General features: G+C 66.7%; 15 protein-coding genes and 1 tRNA gene. 7 read left to right on the top strand and 9 right to left on the bottom strand.

What is annotated here, in order from left to right; all coding sequences use genetic code 11:
* Window positions 1-192: 192 nt before the first annotated feature.
* Window positions 193-348 carry a hypothetical protein gene (locus tag ASE88_RS19035; protein WP_156357079.1) on the top strand — a complete coding sequence of 52 codons (156 nt, stop codon included), beginning with the start codon at window positions 193-195 and terminating at the stop codon, window positions 346-348.
* Between the two features lie 123 nt (window positions 349-471).
* Here the strand turns inward: ASE88_RS19035 and ASE88_RS16975 are convergent, their stop codons facing one another.
* Both ASE88_RS16975 and ASE88_RS16970 read right to left on the bottom strand, forming a co-directional pair.
* Complete coding sequence (locus ASE88_RS16975) at window positions 472-1,167, bottom strand: cupin domain-containing protein (RefSeq protein WP_235527991.1); 696 nt, start codon at window positions 1,165-1,167, stop codon at window positions 472-474.
* Between the two features lie 142 nt (window positions 1,168-1,309).
* A complete protein-coding gene (locus ASE88_RS16970; RefSeq protein ID WP_056480144.1) occupies window positions 1,310-2,026 on the bottom strand; it encodes an HAD family hydrolase in 717 nt (238 codons plus the stop codon).
* Between the two features lie 62 nt (window positions 2,027-2,088).
* Between ASE88_RS16970 and ASE88_RS16965 the strand changes: the two genes are divergently transcribed.
* Genes ASE88_RS16965 through ASE88_RS16945 form a run of 5 tightly spaced genes read left to right on the top strand, consistent with a single transcriptional unit; the run spans window position 2,089 to window position 5,958 of the window.
* Window positions 2,089-3,198 carry an ABC transporter permease gene (locus ASE88_RS16965; protein WP_055881514.1) on the top strand — a complete coding sequence of 370 codons (1,110 nt, stop codon included), beginning with the start codon at window positions 2,089-2,091 and terminating at the stop codon, window positions 3,196-3,198.
* Window positions 3,198-4,094 carry an ABC transporter ATP-binding protein gene (locus tag ASE88_RS16960; protein WP_056480141.1) on the top strand — a complete coding sequence of 299 codons (897 nt, stop codon included), beginning with the start codon at window positions 3,198-3,200 and terminating at the stop codon, window positions 4,092-4,094. Before ASE88_RS16965 ends, ASE88_RS16960 begins: the two co-directional genes overlap by 1 nt.
* Window positions 4,094-5,056: an MlaD family protein gene (locus ASE88_RS16955; protein ID WP_055881510.1), complete on the top strand. Its 963-nt coding sequence runs from the start codon at window positions 4,094-4,096 to the stop codon at window positions 5,054-5,056. The genes ASE88_RS16960 and ASE88_RS16955 overlap by 1 nt, the downstream gene beginning before the upstream one ends.
* Window positions 5,057-5,064: 8 nt before the next feature.
* A complete protein-coding gene (locus ASE88_RS16950; protein WP_055881508.1) occupies window positions 5,065-5,646 on the top strand; it encodes an ABC-type transport auxiliary lipoprotein family protein in 582 nt (193 codons plus the stop codon).
* A gap of 48 nt (window positions 5,647-5,694) precedes the next feature.
* Window positions 5,695-5,958 carry a hypothetical protein gene (locus ASE88_RS16945; RefSeq protein ID WP_055881506.1) on the top strand — a complete coding sequence of 88 codons (264 nt, stop codon included), beginning with the start codon at window positions 5,695-5,697 and terminating at the stop codon, window positions 5,956-5,958.
* A 13-nt stretch (window positions 5,959-5,971) separates the two neighbouring features.
* Here the strand turns inward: ASE88_RS16945 and ASE88_RS16940 are convergent, their stop codons facing one another.
* From ASE88_RS16940 to ASE88_RS16910, 7 genes are all read right to left on the bottom strand, one after another.
* Window positions 5,972-6,808 carry an HpcH/HpaI aldolase/citrate lyase family protein gene (locus ASE88_RS16940; protein WP_055881504.1) on the bottom strand — a complete coding sequence of 279 codons (837 nt, stop codon included), beginning with the start codon at window positions 6,806-6,808 and terminating at the stop codon, window positions 5,972-5,974.
* A gap of 14 nt (window positions 6,809-6,822) precedes the next feature.
* Window positions 6,823-8,442 (bottom strand): alpha-D-glucose phosphate-specific phosphoglucomutase, encoded by a 1,620-nt coding sequence (locus ASE88_RS16935; protein ID WP_056480138.1) that lies wholly within the window; start codon window positions 8,440-8,442, stop codon window positions 6,823-6,825.
* Complete coding sequence (gene glgA / locus ASE88_RS16930; RefSeq protein WP_055881485.1) at window positions 8,439-9,887, bottom strand: glycogen synthase GlgA; 1,449 nt, start codon at window positions 9,885-9,887, stop codon at window positions 8,439-8,441. The genes ASE88_RS16935 and glgA overlap by 4 nt, the downstream gene beginning before the upstream one ends.
* Before the next feature lie 40 nt (window positions 9,888-9,927).
* Window positions 9,928-11,190, bottom strand: coding sequence for a glucose-1-phosphate adenylyltransferase (glgC, locus tag ASE88_RS16925; RefSeq protein WP_082463496.1), 1,263 nt, complete (start codon window positions 11,188-11,190; stop codon window positions 9,928-9,930).
* An 87-nt stretch (window positions 11,191-11,277) separates the two neighbouring features.
* On the bottom strand, window positions 11,278-13,440 hold the full coding sequence (glgB, locus tag ASE88_RS16920) for a 1,4-alpha-glucan branching protein GlgB (RefSeq protein WP_056480135.1): 2,163 nt from the start codon (window positions 13,438-13,440) through the stop codon (window positions 11,278-11,280).
* Window positions 13,437-15,863 carry a glycogen/starch/alpha-glucan phosphorylase gene (locus tag ASE88_RS16915; RefSeq protein ID WP_056480132.1) on the bottom strand — a complete coding sequence of 809 codons (2,427 nt, stop codon included), beginning with the start codon at window positions 15,861-15,863 and terminating at the stop codon, window positions 13,437-13,439. The genes glgB and ASE88_RS16915 overlap by 4 nt, the downstream gene beginning before the upstream one ends.
* A 164-nt stretch (window positions 15,864-16,027) precedes the next feature.
* Window positions 16,028-16,113, bottom strand: a tRNA-Tyr gene (locus ASE88_RS16910).
* A gap of 150 nt (window positions 16,114-16,263) precedes the next feature.
* Between ASE88_RS16910 and rlmB the strand changes: the two genes are divergently transcribed.
* A complete protein-coding gene (rlmB, locus tag ASE88_RS16905) occupies window positions 16,264-17,007 on the top strand; it encodes a 23S rRNA (guanosine(2251)-2'-O)-methyltransferase RlmB (protein ID WP_055881478.1) in 744 nt (247 codons plus the stop codon).
* The last annotated feature ends 39 nt before the right edge of the window (window positions 17,008-17,046 follow it).

The raw sequence follows: 17,046 nt of genomic DNA, 5'->3' as shown, positions 1-17,046 counted from the left end.
CTTGGTCATGATCCAAAGGCGTTCGAGTCGTTCTATAAGGATGCCATCTGCGTCCTGGTCGCAGAGAAGCGGACCGAGGGAGGTGCGGCGATCATCGCTGCGGTCACAGGCATCCATCGGCGCGAAGGCTGGGCGACGAACGCGAGGAGGGCCGGACGCGATCGGCGCGAGGGGCATGTCTTTACCCCCGACATGGCGACGCTTATCTTCGACACTGATGTCCTCGAGGACGGCAAACCCATCGTCGGGCTCGAGCGGGCGATGATCCTCGTCGCGGCCTGCGGGCAGCGCGAATGGCGGGTCACCGCGGGACGAGTGGGCAGGGCAACGCTTGCTTCGAACGGGTAAGCCGCGGGACCGCGTCGGTGCATCGGAGCGTGCCGTCGCGCGCGGTCCCGCCGGGCATTGTGGATCCGGGATCGGCGCCAGCAGCACGCCGGCGACACCCCGTCACGGCCGCGCCGGCGCGGGTCAGAGCTTGAGCGGGGGGCCGAGCCGCTCCATGCCGTAGGACCGCATCAAGCTATCGTCCTTCTCGGTGAAATAGCCGCCAGGACTAAAGCCGTCCTGCTCCCACGCGTTGAAGAACGCTTCCATCTTGCCGGCGGGGGCAAAGCTCAGGAGCAGACGGCCGGCCGTGGATCCGACAAACGCCCAAGCATGCGGAACGCCACGCGGCCCCAGGATACAGTCTCCCGTTTTCAACGCGTAGCGCGTCTCGCCCACCTGCACCGCATACTCGCCGTCGAGGACGTAGAAGAGTTCGTCCTCGCCGTGGTGGATATGCATCGGCGGGCCGCCCCGGCGCTGATTGGCCTGTTCGATGACGAACAGGTCGCCCTTCGCGTCGCTCGTCACGACCTTGTAGCTTGTCGCGCTGACGCCGATCTGGCGTTTCTGTCCAGCCCGATCGCTGCCGGCCCGCACCACCGCGACCGGCAACGCGCCGGCCGAACGCGGATCGGGCGTCGCACCAACCGGATCGAGGCGCGCCGGCGAGATCGTGTCGTGCGACGCCGCGTGCGACGCGGTGCCGCCAGCCAGCATCGCCAGCGGAAGAGCCAAGATCGATCGGCGTTCCATACGTCCTCCCGATGGTGACGTGCAGTACGGCATTCGTGACGGACCGGCCATGACGGACCTGCCATCGCTGTGCGCGGCGATCACCGTATCGGAATACCGGATCAAGGGCCAGTTCTGCCCCGTTTCGGGGACGGCTTCAGCATCGGTTTCCGACCATGTTTACGCCGGTCCTGCGGTATCGGCGGCGCAGGTGGCGACCCACCGTCAGCGGGCCGTCAGCGGGCCGTCAGCGCTCCCAGTCGGGCATCGGCCATCCCTTGGCCTTCGCCAGCAACCGCAGCGGCCCATGCGCATTCACCGCGAACGGCTCGTCCGCCCAGTCGAACGTCGGTGCGTCTGACACATGGTCCGAATAGAACCGTACATGCGCATCCGTCCGGGCGATGCACTCGCGCGCCATCCAGGCCTCGATCATGCGCAATTTCGCCGGGCCGTAGCAGTTCTCGCCGTCGATACCCGCCAGCAGATGGCCCTTGGCATCGCGCAGGCTCTCCGTTCCGATCACCGCGTCGAAGCCCAGCCGCTCGGCGATCGCCTCGACATAGAAGCGGTACGACGCGGTCGCCATGACCAGCCGGTAGCCCGCCGCGCGGTCCGCCTCGATCCGCGCGCGCGCGCCGGCGAACACGCCGTCGCGCACGACCCGGTCGGCAAACGCCTCCGCGCTGCGGCGTTCCTGCGCGGGCGACAGGCGCTTGCCGAGCATCATCCGCTGCATCACGTATTTCAGCCGCCCCCGGCTGATCAGCCGCCCGACATAGCCAAGCGCGGCCACGCCGGCGAACGGCACCAGCGCCAGCCGCCACGGCGCACCGCTGGTCCGCGCGGTATGCAGCAGGAACGGCGTCCAGGTCGGCATATGCGTGATCGTCTTGTCCATATCGTAGATAGCGAGGCGGACGGACGGCGCGCCGGACGGGCGGGCAGGATAGATTTCGGTCATCGTCGCGACTTACGCCGCATTCACCTTGCCGATCCAGTCGGTTTGCCGCAAAGGTGCGGCCGATGAGCGCGATGGCCGATTTCCAACAGGACGGTGCCGATACCGGCACGCTTCGGTTTACCGGCGATCTGTCGCTGGCCAAGCTCGGCAATCTGCCCGACCGGCTCGAGTCGGTCGATGCGTCGTCGGTCAAGCATGTCGATCTCAGCGGAGTCGACCGGATCGACACGATCGGCGCCTGGATCGTCCACCGCTTCGCCGCGCGCAACGATGCGACGATCGATGGGCTCGATGCCAATGACCAGGCGCTGTTCGACCAGGTCGTCGCCTCCGACCAGCCGATCGCCGCCAAGCCTGCCAAGGTCGGCGCGGTCAGCCGCGTGCTCGGCGAGATCGGCGATGCGGTCGTGCTGTCGGGCAAGACGATGCTCGGGCTGCTCGGTTTTCTCGGCGCCACCACGGTCGCGTTCGGCAGCGTCATCCGTCATCCGCAGCGGTTCCGGTTCAATGCGGTCGTCCAGCGCTTCGAGGTGGTCGGCGTCGCCGCACTCGGCATCGTCGGGCTGATGAGCTTCCTGATCGGCATGGTCATCGCGCAACAGGGCGCGGTCCAGCTCCGCCAGTTCGGTGCCGAAGTCTTCACGATCAATCTCGTCGGCCGCCTGACGATCCGTGAGCTCGGTTTGCTGATGACCGCGATCATGGTCGCCGGTCGCTCGGGCTCGGCCTTCGCGGCCCAGCTCGGCACGATGAAATTGACCGAAGAGATCGACGCGATGCGGACGATCGGCGTGTCGCCGATGGAGGCGCTGGTGCTGCCGCGCGTCCTGGCGGCGATCGTGATGATGCCGCTGCTCGGCTTCTACGCGTCGGTCATCGCGATCATCGGCGGCGGCCTCCTGTGCTGGGTGCAGCTGGGGATCCCGCCGGTCACCTTCATCGCGCGCATCCGCGAGGTCGTGCCGATCACCGACCTGTACATCTCGCTGATCAAGGCGCCGGTGTTCGGCGCGATCATCGCGATCGCGGGCTGCTTCCAGGGGATGCAGGTCGAATCCGACGCCGAGCAGGTCGGCCTGCGGACCACCTCGGCGGTGGTCCAGGGCATTTTCCTCGTGATCGTCCTCGACGCGTTCTTCGCGGTGTTCTTCACCTGGTTGGGTTGGGACTGATGCCCCGCAAGACAGACGATACCCTCATCTCCGTAAAGGGGCTGAAGAACGCATTCGGCGACTCGGTGGTGCACGAAGGGCTCGACCTCGACGTGCGGCGCGGCGAGATCCTCGGCGTGGTCGGCGGGTCGGGTACCGGCAAGTCGGTGCTGATGCGGTCGATCATCGGGCTGCAGACCCCCGCGGCGGGCGAGATCAGCGTCTTCGGCGAGCCCAATATCGGTCGCGAAGAAACCGAAGCGACCGAGATTCGCAAGCGCTGGGGCGTCTTGTTCCAGGGCGGTGCGCTGTTCTCGACGCTGACAGTAGCCGAGAATGTCGAAGTGCCGTTGCGCGAATTCTACCCGGACCTGACAGGCGCGCTGCTCTCGGAGATCGCGTCGTACAAGGTCGTGATGACCGGCCTGCCTGCCGACGCCGCGAACAAGTTTCCCGCCGAATTGTCGGGCGGCATGAAGAAGCGCGCGGGGCTGGCGCGGGCGCTGGCGCTCGATCCGGAACTGTTGTTTCTCGACGAACCGACCGCCGGGCTCGATCCGATCGGTGCCGCGGCGTTCGACGGGCTGATCCAGTCGTTGCAGAAGACGCTGGGGCTGACGGTGTTCCTGATCACGCACGACCTCGACACGCTCTATGCGATCTGCGACCGGGTCGCGGTGCTCGCCGACAAGAAGGTGATCGCGGTCGGGACGATCGATGAATTGATCGCGCTCGATCACCCGTGGATCGAGGAATATTTCAAGGGGCCGCGCGGTCGAGCCGCGGTCGCGACGCAGGAGGCGCACGCGCGCGCCGACGAGCAAGCTGCCCAACATCCTACCGAAGTCCAGTCCAAGCAGTCCGCGCCGGACGACGCCGACGCGACATACGCCGAGAAAGAAGCAAGGACGCGCTGATGGAAACCCGTTCGAACCACGTCCTAGTCGGCGCCGTCGTGCTGATCCTGCTCGCCTTGCTGGCGCTGTTCACCGTGTGGATCGCGCGGCTGGGCGGCAAGGAAGAGAAGGAATATGACATCTTCTTCCGCCAGTCGGTCGACGGGCTCGCGCGCGGGTCCGCAGTGGTGTTCTCGGGCGTGCCGTCTGGCCAGGTGAAGACGATTTCGCTGTGGAAGAACGATCCGCAGTTCGTCCGCGTCCGGATCAGCGTCAACGACGAGACCCCGGTGCTGCAGGGCACGACCGCGTCGATCTCGGGCGTCGGCTTCACCGGCGTCAGCCAGGTATCGCTCGATGGTGCGCGCAAGGGCGCTCCGGCGGTCGCATGCCCCGACGTCAACGGCCAGCCTTGCCCCTATGGCGTACCGGTCATTCCGACCAAGCAGGGCGGCCTCGGCGCGATCCTGAACTCGGCCCCGCAGTTGCTTGAGCGGCTGTCGACGCTGACCGAGCGGCTGACCGGGCTGCTGACCGACCGTAACCAGGCATCGATCGCGGGCATCCTCGAAAACACCAACCGGCTGACCGATGCGCTCGCCGATCGCGGGCCGGAGATCGCCGCGACGCTTGCGCAGACGCGCGTTGCGATCCAGCAGGCCGGCGATGCCGCGCAACAGTTCGGCGTTCTCGCCAAGACCACCAACGGCGTCCTGTCCGAGGACGTGAAGCCGGCAATGGCCAATCTGAACAAGGCGATCGTCTCCGCGCAGCGGAGCGCCGATACGCTGAATTCGGCGATCGGCGATGCGCGGCCGGGGTTGCAGGCCTTTTCGAAGACGACGATCCCCGAGGCCAACCGTCTGGTCCGCGATCTGCGGACGACCGCGGCGGCCTTGTCGTCGGTCGCCGAAAAGGTCGACCAGCAGGGTGCGAGTTCGCTGATCGGGCAGCAGAAGCTCCCGGATTACAAGGGTAAGTGAGGCACGCCATGAAGACACCGCTCATCCTAATCGCGATGCTGCCGCTTGCCGGGTGCATCAGCTTCGGCGCCAAGCCGCCCCCCACGCTGCTGACGCTGACGAGTGCGTCGACCGTGACGGTCGGGCAGAACCAGGATTCGGCGACGAGCAAGTCGATCACGATCCAGGTGCCCGTCGTGCCGCAGTCGCTGGCGACCGCGCGCGTGCCCGTGCAGGCCACCCCGACCTCGATCGCCTATGTGACCGATGCGCAGTGGGCGGAGCCGCCGGCGCGTCTGTTCGCACGGTTGGTATCGGACACGGTCGCGTCGCGGACCGGACTCGTGGTGCTGTCGACCGCGCAGTCGATCGGCGATCCGGGCGGCTTGCTGGGCGGCGAACTCCGCGCGTTCGGCCTCGATGCGACGACGCGCGAGGCGGTCGTGACGTTCGACGCCTCGCTCACCCGCGTCGGCAAGACGTCGGTCGAGAAGCATCGTTTCGAGGCGCGCGTGCCGGTGTCGGCGATCGACGCGCCCTCGGCGGCGGCGGGGATCAACCAGGCGGCGAACCAGGTCGCGACCGAGGTGGCGGACTGGATCGGGCGGTGAACGCGGCGTCGCTCTGAACGTTGACGCTCCCTGACCAGGAGAGCTGCAATGCCGCAGGGCGACAAGGACGCGTATACCGACAAGCAGAAGCGCAAGGCCGCGCATATCGCCGACGGCTATGAGGCGAGCGGCGTTCCCGAGCCGGAAGCGCAAGCGCGCGCCTGGGCCACGGTGAACAAGGATTCGGGCGGCGGCAACAAGTCCGGCTCCGGCCGGGGCAAGCCAGATACGCACACGGCATCGGGGGCAGGCGACCGGTCTGCCGCCGCGAAGAAGGGCTGGGCCACCCGGCGCGCGAACGCGAAGGGTTGAGCGCTGGCCTGCGTCAGAGCCGCAGCACAGCTTCCGCTTGGGCGAGGTGCAGCCGCTCGACCATCTGGCCATCGAGGCGGATGGCGCCCTTGTCCGCATTATCAGGAACCGCGAACGCCGCGACGATCGCGCGCGCCCATGCCAGTTCGTCCTTGCTCGGACCGAAGGCGGTATTTGCTGCCTCGATCTGCGAGGGGTGGATCAGCGTCTTGCCGTCGAACCCCAGCATCGCGCCTTGCGCGCATTCGGCATCAAATCGCGCCGGATCGTCGAGCGCGTTACAGACGCCATCGAGCGCGACGATCCCCGCGGCGCGAGCGGCCATCAAGATCGACGCGAGCGCCGGGAACAACGGCGTGCGCTCCGCTCCAAGTCGGCACCGCATCTCCTTGGCAAGATCGTTCGTGCCCGCCACCAGCGCGGTCAGTCGCGCCGACGCCGCAGCGTCGGACAGCGCCGGCAGCGACAGGATCGCGGCACAGGTCTCGATCATCGCCCAGATTGGCGTGCCGTCGTCGCCAAGCGAGCTGCGGACCGCATTCAACTCAGCCGGGTAGGACAGCTTGGGCACCAGCACCGCATCGACGCCGATCCCGCGTACCGCAGCGATGTCATCCGCGTACCATGGCGTCTCGAGGCCGTTGATCCGGACCACGAGTTCGCGTGCGCCGAAACCCCCGTCGCGCACGGTCGCAACGACCCGGTCGCGTGCGGCGCCCTTTTCCTCGGGCGCGACGGCGTCCTCCAGGTCGAGAATGACGACGTCGCAGGCGAGCGTCCGTGCCTTGGCGATCGCCCGCGGGTTGGACGCGGGCATGTAGAGCGCGCTGCGGCGTGGTCGATGCGTCATTCTGCCAGCCTGCATCAGGTGATGACGTCGGGCTTCAGGCGTCCGGTATACTCGGTGATACCTGCAATCGACTCCGCGGCGGCGACGATGCTCGCGAGCATCTCGCCAGTGTCGCGGTCGAGGTCGCCGCCGACGGGCTCGTAGCGTTCGAGATACACGCGCAACGTCGCGCCGCTGGTGCCCGTGCCCGATAGGCGGAACACGACGCGGCTGCCGCCGGCGAACAGGATGCGCACGCCCTGGTTGCGGCTGATCGAGCCGTCGGTCGGGTCGGTATAGGCGAACTCGTCCGCGGTCTCGACGGTCAGGTCGTCGAATGTCTGGCCGGGCAGCGTGGCGAGGCTGGTGCGCAACGCCGCTATCAGCGCATCGGCGCGCGCCGTCTCGACACCCTCGTAATCGTGGCGGGCGTAATAGTTGCGGCCGAACTTGGCCCAGTGATCCTGCGCGATTGCGTCGACGCTCTCGCCGCGGACCGCGAGGATGTTGAGCCAGAGCAGCACCGCCCACAGCCCGTCCTTCTCGCGGACATGGTCGGAGCCGGTCCCCGCGCTCTCCTCGCCGCAGATCGTCGCCATCCCCGCATCGAGCAGATTGCCGAAGAATTTCCAGCCGGTCGGCGTCTCATAGGCGGGGATGCCCAGCGCTGCCGCGACGCGGTCCGCCGCCGCGCTGGTCGGCATCGAGCGGGCGATACCCTTGAGCCCGCCTGCATAACCAGGCGCGAGGTGCGCGTTCGCCGCCAGCATCGCGAGGCTGTCGGAGGGGGTGACGAACCGGTGCTTGCCGATGATCAGGTTGCGGTCGCCGTCGCCGTCCGAGGCTGCGCCGAAATCGGGCGCGTCGGGGGCCATCATCGTCTCGTACAGCGCGTGCGCGTGGACGAGATTGGGGTCGGGGTGATGCCCGCCGAAATCGGGGAGCGGCATGCCGTTGCGCACCGTGCCAGCCGCAAAGCCCAGCCGGCGTTCGAGGATCTCGGTCGCATAGGGCCCGGTGACCGCGCTCATCGCGTCGAACGCAATCGTCAGCTTCGCGGCGCGGATCGCGTCGAAATCGAACAGCGTCTCCATCAGCGCGGCATAGTCTTCGACCGGATCGACGACCTCGACGGGCATGTCACCGACCATGACCTCGCCGTCCTGGTCGAGATCGATGTCGGCCGCATCGACGGTCAGCCAGCGGTCGATCTCGAGCGTGCGCGCGTTGATCGCGTCGGTGATCGATTCGGGTGCGGGGCCGCCATTGGCGATGTTGTACTTGATCCCGAAATCCTCGTCGGGACCGCCGGGGTTGTGGCTGGCGGACAGGACCAGCCCGCCGATCGCGCCACGCTTGCGGATCATGTGGCTCGCGGCGGGCGTCGACAGGATGCCGCCGCGCCCGACGATCACGCGGCCAAAACCGTTCGCCGCGGCCATCCGGATCGCGACCTGGATCACCTCGCGGTTGAGAAAGCGGCCATCGCCACCGATCACCAGCGTCGCGCCCGCCTTGTCCGCGACCACGTCGAACACCGACTGGACGAAGTTCTCCGCGTAATTGGGCTGCTGGAAGACCTTCACCTTCTTGCGCAGGCCCGAGGTGCCGGGCTTCTGGTCGCTATAGGGCGTGGTCGAAACGGTGCGGATCATGCGGGCTCCAGAAGGCTCGAATAGAGGTTTGCGTAACGCCGACCGCTCTCGTCCCACGAGAAGTCCGCGCGCATCGCGTTGCGCTGCAACATGGCCCACCGATCGGGGCGTGCATAGAGCGCGAACGTTCGGCGCAACGCATGGCTGAGTGCTTCGGGCGTGATGCCGTCATGCTGGATGCCGGTGGCGACGCCCGCGGCGATCGCGGCCTCGTTTGCGTCGATCACCGTGTCGGCGAGCCCGCCGGTGCGCGCGACGACGGGGATGCAGCCATAAGCGAGGCCGTAAAGCTGCGTCAGGCCGCAGGGTTCGAACCGCGACGGGATCAGGATCGCGTCGGCGCCCGCCTGGAGCAGATGCGAGACCGGCTCGTCATAGCCGATGCGGACGCCGACCCGGCCGGGGTGGCGCTCGGCGGCAGCGAGAAAGGCGCCTTCGAGCGCGGCATCGCCCGAGCCGAGCAGCGCGAGCCGGCCGCCGAGCGCGACCAGTTCGTCGAGCGTCGCGACGAGGACGTCCATGCCCTTCTGCCACGTCAGCCGGCTGATGACGGTGAAGATCGGCCCGTCGCCGCTGTCGAGCCCATAGAGAGTCTCGACCGCGCGCTTGTTCGCGCGGCGACGGGTGAGCGTGCGTGCGGTGTAGCGCGACGGCAGCGCCGCGTCGGTGGCGGGGTTCCAGACTGCGGGGTCGATGCCGTTGACGATCCCCGTGAGGCGATCGGCCCGGACGTTGATCAGCCCTTCAAGCCCCATGCCGAATTCGCCGCGCCGGATCTCGGCGGCATAGGTCGGGCTGACCGTGGTGATCGCATCGGCCGCTTCGAGACCGGCCTTCAGGAAGCCCACACCGCCATAATATTCGACGCCATCGAGCGCGAACGCCGCATCGGGCAGCGCGAGATCGGCGAAGATCTCCGCGCCATAGCGGCCCTGGAACGCGATATTGTGGATCGTGACGATCGTCTTGGCCGGGGCACCGGGGCCGGGGGCATAGCGCAGATAGGCGGGCGCCATCGCCGCCTGCCAGTCATGCGCGTGGAGGATGGCGAACTCCTGCCCCTCGATCACACCCGAGGCGAGATCCGCGGCGGCACGGCCGAACGCGGCGAACCGGAGCCAGTTGTCGACCCAGTCGGCGCCGGTCGCGTCGCCGTACGGGCCACCGCCGCGCGCGAACAGGCTGGGCGCGTCGAGGATCAGGAGCGGATGCTCACCAATCTTCGCCGCCAGGATCCGCGCTTCGACGCCGAGCAAGTCGGCATAGCGATGCACGACCTTCGCCTTCCTGGTGACTGCCGCGAGCGCGGGGTAGCCGGGGAGGAAGGTCGTCATCGCGACGCCGTGATGCGCGAGCGCGGCGGGCAGCGCGCCGACCACGTCCGCCAGCCCGCCGGTCTTGATCAGCGGATACGCCTCCGACGCCACCGAAAGGACGCGCATCATTCGAACTCCCGTTGCAGCGACGCCCGCGCCGGTCGCATGCTCATTCGGTCAGCCGGTCGATCATCGATTTGGTCACGAGCACCACGCCATTGTCGGTACGGCGGAAGCGGTGCGCGTCGAGTGCGGCATCCTCGCCGACGACGAGGCCGTCCGGGATCACCACGCCGCGATCGACTACCACCTTGGACAGTCGCGCACCGCGACCGATCTCGCAATGCGGCAGGATCACTGCCTGGTCGAGCATCGAATAGCTGTGCGCGCGCGTGCCCGTGAAGATCAGGCTGCGATGGATCGACGACCCCGAGATGATGCAGTCGCCCGAAACAAGGCTCGACACCGCTTCGCCGCGCCGCCCGTCATCGGCATGAACGAACTTGGCGGGGGGCGTGACCTCCGAATAAGTCCATAGCGGCCAGCTGCGGTCGTACAGATCGAGCTTGGGCACCACGTCGGTCAGATCGATATTGGCCTCCCAATAGGCATCGACCGTCCCGACGTCACGCCAATAGGCCTCGACTTCGCCCTCCGATCGCACGCAGCTGTCCGAGAAGCGATGCGCGACCGCCTTGCCGTGCTTCACGAGGTACGGGATGATGTCCTTGCCGAAGTCGCGCGCGGAGCCTGGCGTCTCGGCATCGCGGCGCAGTTCGTCGAACAGCAACCGAGTGTGGAAGACGTAGATCCCCATCGATGCCAGCGCGATGTCCGGATTGCCCGGAATCGCCGGGGGATCGGCGGGCTTCTCGACGAACGCGGTGACGTTGTCATGCTCGTCGACCGCCATCACGCCGAAGCCGACCGCCTCCATCCGCGGCACTTCGAGACAGGCGATCGTGACGTCCGCGCCGGTCTCGCAATGCTGTTGCAGGATCAGCTCGTAATCCATCTTGTAGATATGATCGCCCGCCAGGATGACCATGTATTCGGGCGCGTGGCTCTCGATGATGTCGATATTCTGGTACACCGCGTCGGCGGTGCCCTCATACCATTGGAACTCGCTGATCCGCTGCGACGCGGGCAGGATGTCGAAGCTCTCGTTGCGTTCGGAGCGCAGGAAGTTCCAGCCGCTTTGCAAATGGCGGATCAGCGAATGCGCCTTGTACTGCGTGGCCACGCCGATCCGGCGGATGCCCGAATTGATCGCGTTCGACAGCGCGAAATCGATGATCCGTGCCTTGCCGCCGAAATACACCGCGGGTTTCGCGCGCGTATCGGTCAGCTCCATCAGCCGACTGCCGCGGCCACCGGCCAGCACATACGCCATCGCGTCGCGCGCCAGTGGCTGTCCCCGCCGTTCAACCATGTCCGTCTCTCCCTAATCGTCCGCGGTATAACGCCCCGTCACCCGCGGGTTGTTCCGTCATTGCGCCGGATCGGTCTTCGAACTCGATCAGCCTTCATATTCCAGCATGATCGTCGCGAGCGGCGGCAACGTGACCCAGGCAGCACCTTTCTCGGCAACGACGCCGCCGAGATTGCCGAGCCCGCTGCCCCAATATTCATGCGCGTCGCTGTTGATGATCTCGCACCAGCGCCCGTCGAGCGGGAGCGGGATGCGATAGGGTGCGCGCGCGATCGGCGTCATGTTAGCGATGATCGCGACCGGCTTCGCGCCCGGTGCCTTGCGCAGCCAGGCAAAGACCGAATTGGCAGCGTCGTCGGCGATCAGCCATTCGAAGCCCTCGCTCTCGCAGTCTCGGGCGTGGAGCGCGGGCTTCTCGCGATAGACCGCGTTCAGGTCTCGGACGAGATTGCGAATACCTTCATGGCTGCGCGCATTGCGCAGATCCCAATCAAGCGCACGGCCTTCGGACCATTCGCGGCGCTGCGCGAATTCCTGCCCCATGAAGAGCAATTTCTTGCCTGGATAGCCCCACATGAACGCGTAATAGGCGCGCAGGTTCGCGAATTGCTGCCAGTCGTCGCCGGGCATCTTGGTCAGCAGCGAACCCTTGCCGTGGACCACTTCGTCGTGGCTCAGCGGTAGGACGAAATTCTCGCTGAACGCATAGACCAAGCCAAAATTGATCTCGCCATGGTGATGTTTCCGGTGCAGCGGATCGCGCGCCATGTACTGGAGCGTGTCGTGCATGAAGCCCATGTTCCACTTGAACCCGAAGCCCAAGCCACCGCTCTTGCCGTCGTCGCCGACGGGGGCGGAAACGCCCGGCCAGGAGGTCGATTCCTCAGCGATCGTGAAGATGCCGGGGTGTTGTGCGTACACCGCGCGGTTCATGGCGCGCAGGAACGCGACCGCTTCCCAATTCTCGCGGCCGCCTTGCTCGTTGGGGATCCATTCGCCCGCCTCGCGCGAATAATCGCGGTACAGCATCGACGCGACCGCATCCACGCGAAGCCCGTCGATATGATAGCGTTCGGCCCAGAACAGCGCGTTGTTGACGAGGAACGACGACACTTCGCGCCGGCCGAAATTGTAGATCGCGGTGTTCCAGTCGGGGTGGAAGCCGAGCCGCGGGTCCTCATGCTCGTACAGCGCGGTGCCGTCGAAATGCGCGAGCCCGAACGCGTCGGTCGGGAAATGCGCCGGCACCCAATCGAGCAGCACGCCGATCCCGGCCAGATGCGCACCGTCGACGAACCGCGCGAATCCCTCGATATCGCCGAACCGCGCGGACGGCGCGTACAGCCCGGTGGTCTGATAGCCCCAGCTCGGATCATAGGGATGTTCGCTGATCGGCATGAACTCGATGTGCGTGAAGCCCATCTCGACCACGTACGGGATCAACCGGTCGGCGAGCTCATCCCAGGTCAGGAACCAGCCCTCGGCGTCGCGGTCCCACGATCCGGCATGCACCTCGTAGATGCTGATCGGCACGCGGCGCGGATCGACCGAGGCCCAGTGCGCGCGGTGGCTGGTATCCGCCCATTCGTGCGCCAGCGTCCGCGTGATCGACGCGGTCGCGGGGCGCAGTTCGCTGGCAAAGGCGAACGGATCGGCCTTCAGCGGCTGGAGCTGGCCATCGGGGCCGACGATCTCGTATTTGTACGCGCGATACTCGGCGATGTCGGGGATGAAGATCTCCCACACGCCGACGTCGCCGCGTTTGCGCATCGTATGGCGGCGACCGTCCCAGTCGTTGAAGTCGCCGACCACCGAGACGCGCTGCGCATTGGGCGCCCAGAGCGCAAAATGGACACCGTGCGCGCCCTCATGCTCGATCAGGTGCGCGCCCATCTTGTCGTGGAGGCGGTGGTGCGTGCCTTCGGCCATCAGCACGTCGTCGACGGGGCCGAGCACGGGGCCGAAGCTGTACGGGTCGGTCACCCACCAGTCTGCACCGCCACCCTCGGCATGATATTTCACCGGCTGCGGATCGCCGTCGATCGGCCCCTCGAACAGCCCGCGATCGTCGATCAGGGGGAGCGTGCCGAGCGTCGTGCCGTCGAGCGCATGCGCCTCCGCGGTTGCCGCGCCCGGCAACCAGGCGCGCGCGAACGTGCCCCCGGGTCCGGCATGCACGCCGAGCAACGAGAAGGGATCGTCGTGACGCCCCTCGATCAGGGCAACGATGGCGCCTTCGGGTGGCTTCACATTACCGTCCAGATATCGCGCGCATATTCGCGGATCGTGCGGTCGGACGAGAACCAGCCGACGCGCGCGACGTTGCGCACGGTCGAGGCGACCCACGCGTCGCGATCGTTCCAGCGCGTGTCGACGCTACGCTGCGCGGTGGCATAGCTGTCGAAATCGGCGGCGAGCATGAACCAGTCGCCCTCGTATAGCCCGCCCATCAGCCCGGCATAACGCTGACGATCGTCGGGCGAGAACACGCCCGAGGCGATCGCCGATACCGCCTGGCGCAGCTCGTTCGACCCGTCGATCACGCGGCGGGGATCATAGCCCGACGCGCGCTTCGCCTCGACCTCGTCCGCGGTCATGCCGAAGATGAAGATGTTGTCGTCGCCGACCCGGTCCTTGATCTCGATATTCGCGCCGTCGAGCGTGCCGATCGTCAGCGCGCCGTTCATCGCGAACTTCATGTTGCCGGTGCCCGACGCCTCGAGCCCCGCGGTCGAGATCTGTTCGCTGAGATCGGCGGCGGGGATGATCTTCTCCGCCAGCGACACATTGTAATTGGGCAGGAACGCGACCTTCAGAAGCCCGCCGACCGACGGGTCCGCATTGATCCGACGCGCAACGTCGTTCGCCAGTTTGATGACCAGTTTCGCATTGTGATAGCTCGACGCCGCCTTGCCCGCGAACAGCTTTACGCGGGGCGTCCAGTCGCGTTCGGGATGGCTGCGGATCTGGTCATAGAGCGCGACCGTCTCGATGATGTTGAGCAGCTGACGCTTATACTCGTGGATGCGCTTGATCTGCACGTCGAACAGCGCGTCGGGGTCGATGCGCAGCCCCATGCTGTCCTTGATATGATTTGCCAGTGCCACCTTGTTCGAACGCTTCACCGCCCAAAACCGCTCCCTGAACGCTGCATCGTCGGCAAAAACATCAAGATCGATCAGCCGTTCGGCATCGTCGAGAAAGCCGTCACCGATCGCGTCGCGGATCAGCGTCGTGAGGCCGGGGTTGCACTGCTGGAGCCAGCGACGCGGGGTTATCCCGTTGGTCTTGTTGTTGATTCGCGTCGGATAGAGGCGGTGGAGATCGGCGAAGACCGTCTTCTTCATCAACTGCGTATGGAGCGCTGCAACGCCGTTGACGCTGTGCGATCCGGCAAAGGCGAGGTTCGCCATCCGCACGCGCCGCTCGCCACCCTCGTCGATCAGGCTGATCGCGGCGATCGCGCGGTCGTCGATGCCGTCAACGCCGCGCGCCTCGCGCAGCAGCCTTGCGTTGATCGCGTAGACGATCTGCATGTGCCGCGGCAGGAGCCGTTCGAACAGCGGCAGCGGCCAGCTCTCCAGCGCCTCGGGTAGCAGCGTGTGGTTGGTATAGCCGAAGGTGGCGCGCGTGATCTTCCACGCCTCGTCGAACGCGAATTCGTGGTGATCGATCAGCAGCCGCATCAGCTCGGCGACCGAGACCGCGGGGTGCGTGTCGTTCAGCTGGATCGCGGCCTTGTCGGGCAGCGTGCGGATGTCGCCGAAATACTGGATGTGGCGGCGGACGATGTCCTGGATCGAGGCGGACGAGAAGAAATATTCCTGGCGCAGCCGCAGTTCCTGCCCCGCGGCGGTCGAATCATTGGGATAGAGCACGCGCGTGAGCGTCTCGGCACGGAGCTGGTCGGCGAGCGCACCGGTGAAGTCGCCCGCGTTGAACCGGTCGAGCTTGATCGGATCGAACGCGCGCGCGGTCCACAGCCGCAGCGTGTTGACGTGTTTGCCGCGCCAGCCGACGACGGGGGTATCGACCGCCATCGCCTCGACCGCTTCGGCCGGGCTCCAGTGGATCTGGCCGCTGTCGGTCGCGGTCACCTCGCCTCCGAAGCCGATGAAATAGGCGCTCTCGCGGCGTTCGAATTCCCAGGGATTGCCGTGCGCGAGCCAGCTTTCGGGCATCTCGACCTGCCAGCCATCGTCGATCCGCTGGCGGAACATCCCGTTCACATAGCGGATACCATAGCCGTAGGCGGGGAGCGCAAGGCTCGCCATGCTTTCCATAAAGCACGCCGCGAGCCGCCCGAGCCCGCCATTGCCGAGCGCCGCATCAGGCTCGATCTCCTCGAGCGCGGCGAGGTCGACGCCGTGCAGTGCGAGCGCGCGCGTCACTTCGCGGCTGCGCTGCAGGTTCGTCACCGCGTCGCGCAGCAGGCGGCCGATGAGGAATTCGAGGCTGAGATAATAGACGCGCTTGGCGCCCGCCGCATGCGCCGCCTTGGTCGACGCCATCCAGCGTTCGACGATGTCGTTGCGCACCGTCAGGATCGTCGCCGCAAGCCAGTCGTGCGGGAGCGCCGCCTGCGCGTCCTTGCCGATCCGGTGCACGAGCGTGTCGAGGATCGAATCGGCAAGATCCTGGGTGGGCTGCTGTACGGCGATGTCTGAGGTCACGCGGCTTCCGGCTTGATTACGGTCGCGCTGATCGTAGCTCGCCGCGCGGCGTTGTCACGCGCGCTCGACGCCGCTTGGAAGATAATCGGTATCGGGGGGGGGGGAGACGTCGACCGCGTGCAAGGCCGGTCGACAGGGTCTGGGTAGACACTACCCGAGGGTAGTGGTGGACAGGGCTGGATTCGAACCAGCGTACGCTTGCACGGGCAGATTTACAGTCTGCTGCCTTTAACCACTCGGCCACCTGTCCAGATGGGCCGCTTATCAAAGCGAGGCGGCTCAATGGCGAAGCGCGCCCGGTGTGTCAACGCAGGTTTTGCGAAGTTTCGCGCTTCGCTGTTGCCGCGCGGGGAGAATGCCGACAAGGACGCCGCATACACAGACACGATCGAGAGCGAATATGGCACGCAAGGGACACAGGCCGAGCAAGGCGCCGGCAGGCCGCCCCCGCTTCTGGGGCAAGCACGCGGTTGGCGCCGCACTGAACAATCCGGAGCGCACGGTGCGCAAGATCCTCGGCACGCGCGAGGCGCTGGCCGGGTTCGATCTACCCGCCGACGTCCCCGTGACCTATGCCGAAGCAGCCGATCTGGCACGGCTGGTGCCCGGCGATGCGCCGCATCAGGGCGTGGTGATCGAGGTCGAGCCGCTCGAGGACATGTGGCTCGCCGACCTGCTCGAGCACGGCAAGGACGATAATCGCCCGCTGGTGATCCTCGACGGCGTGACCGATCCACACAATGTCGGCGCGATCCTGCGCTCGGCGGCGGCGTTCGATGCGCTGGGCATCGTGACGCCCGATCGCAACGCGCCACCCGAATCGGGCACGATCGCGCGCGCCGCATCGGGCGCACTGGAGAGCGTGCCGTGGATTCGCGTCGTCAATCTGGCGCGCGCGCTCGAGGAGATCGCAGCGGCCGGCTTCTGGCGGATCGGGCTGACCGGCCACGCGACGCAGACGCTGGGCGAGGCGATGGGCACGCAGCGCATCGCGATCGTGCTCGGCGCCGAAGGCGAGGGCATGCGGCAGAATACCGAGCAGCATTGCGACGAGCTCGCCAAGTTGCCGATCTCGGAAAAGGTCGAGAGCCTCAACGTCTCGAACGCCGCGGCGATCGCGCTCTACGCGGTCACGACGCGGTGAGTTTAGACCCCTTTCCCCGCCGGGGAGAGGGAAGGGCCC

This window comes from Sphingomonas sp. Leaf38 (assembly GCF_001421825.1).
GTDB lineage: Bacteria > Pseudomonadota > Alphaproteobacteria > Sphingomonadales > Sphingomonadaceae > Sphingomonas.
Note: the sequence above shows the minus strand (reverse complement) of the source record. Positions and strands in the feature narration are given on the sequence as shown.

Excerpts from the sequence above, each read along its gene's own strand:
- ASE88_RS19035 (WP_156357079.1), top strand. The coding sequence starts at position 193 with ATGGCGACGCTTATCTTCGACACTGATGTCCTCGAGGACGGCAAACCC.
- ASE88_RS16970 (WP_056480144.1), bottom strand. The coding sequence starts at position 2,026 with ATGACCGAAATCTATCCTGCCCGCCCGTCCGGCGCGCCGTCCGTCCGC.
- ASE88_RS16965 (WP_055881514.1), top strand. The coding sequence starts at position 2,089 with ATGAGCGCGATGGCCGATTTCCAACAGGACGGTGCCGATACCGGCACG.
- ASE88_RS16960 (WP_056480141.1), top strand. The coding sequence starts at position 3,198 with ATGCCCCGCAAGACAGACGATACCCTCATCTCCGTAAAGGGGCTGAAG.
- ASE88_RS16955 (WP_055881510.1), top strand. The coding sequence starts at position 4,094 with ATGGAAACCCGTTCGAACCACGTCCTAGTCGGCGCCGTCGTGCTGATC.
- ASE88_RS16950 (WP_055881508.1), top strand. The coding sequence starts at position 5,065 with ATGAAGACACCGCTCATCCTAATCGCGATGCTGCCGCTTGCCGGGTGC.
- ASE88_RS16945 (WP_055881506.1), top strand. The coding sequence starts at position 5,695 with ATGCCGCAGGGCGACAAGGACGCGTATACCGACAAGCAGAAGCGCAAG.
- ASE88_RS16940 (WP_055881504.1), bottom strand. The coding sequence starts at position 6,808 with ATGACGCATCGACCACGCCGCAGCGCGCTCTACATGCCCGCGTCCAAC.
- ASE88_RS16935 (WP_056480138.1), bottom strand. The coding sequence starts at position 8,442 with ATGATCCGCACCGTTTCGACCACGCCCTATAGCGACCAGAAGCCCGGC.
- glgA (WP_055881485.1), bottom strand. The coding sequence starts at position 9,887 with ATGATGCGCGTCCTTTCGGTGGCGTCGGAGGCGTATCCGCTGATCAAG.
- glgC (WP_082463496.1), bottom strand. The coding sequence starts at position 11,190 with ATGGTTGAACGGCGGGGACAGCCACTGGCGCGCGACGCGATGGCGTAT.
- rlmB (WP_055881478.1), top strand. The coding sequence starts at position 16,264 with ATGGCACGCAAGGGACACAGGCCGAGCAAGGCGCCGGCAGGCCGCCCC.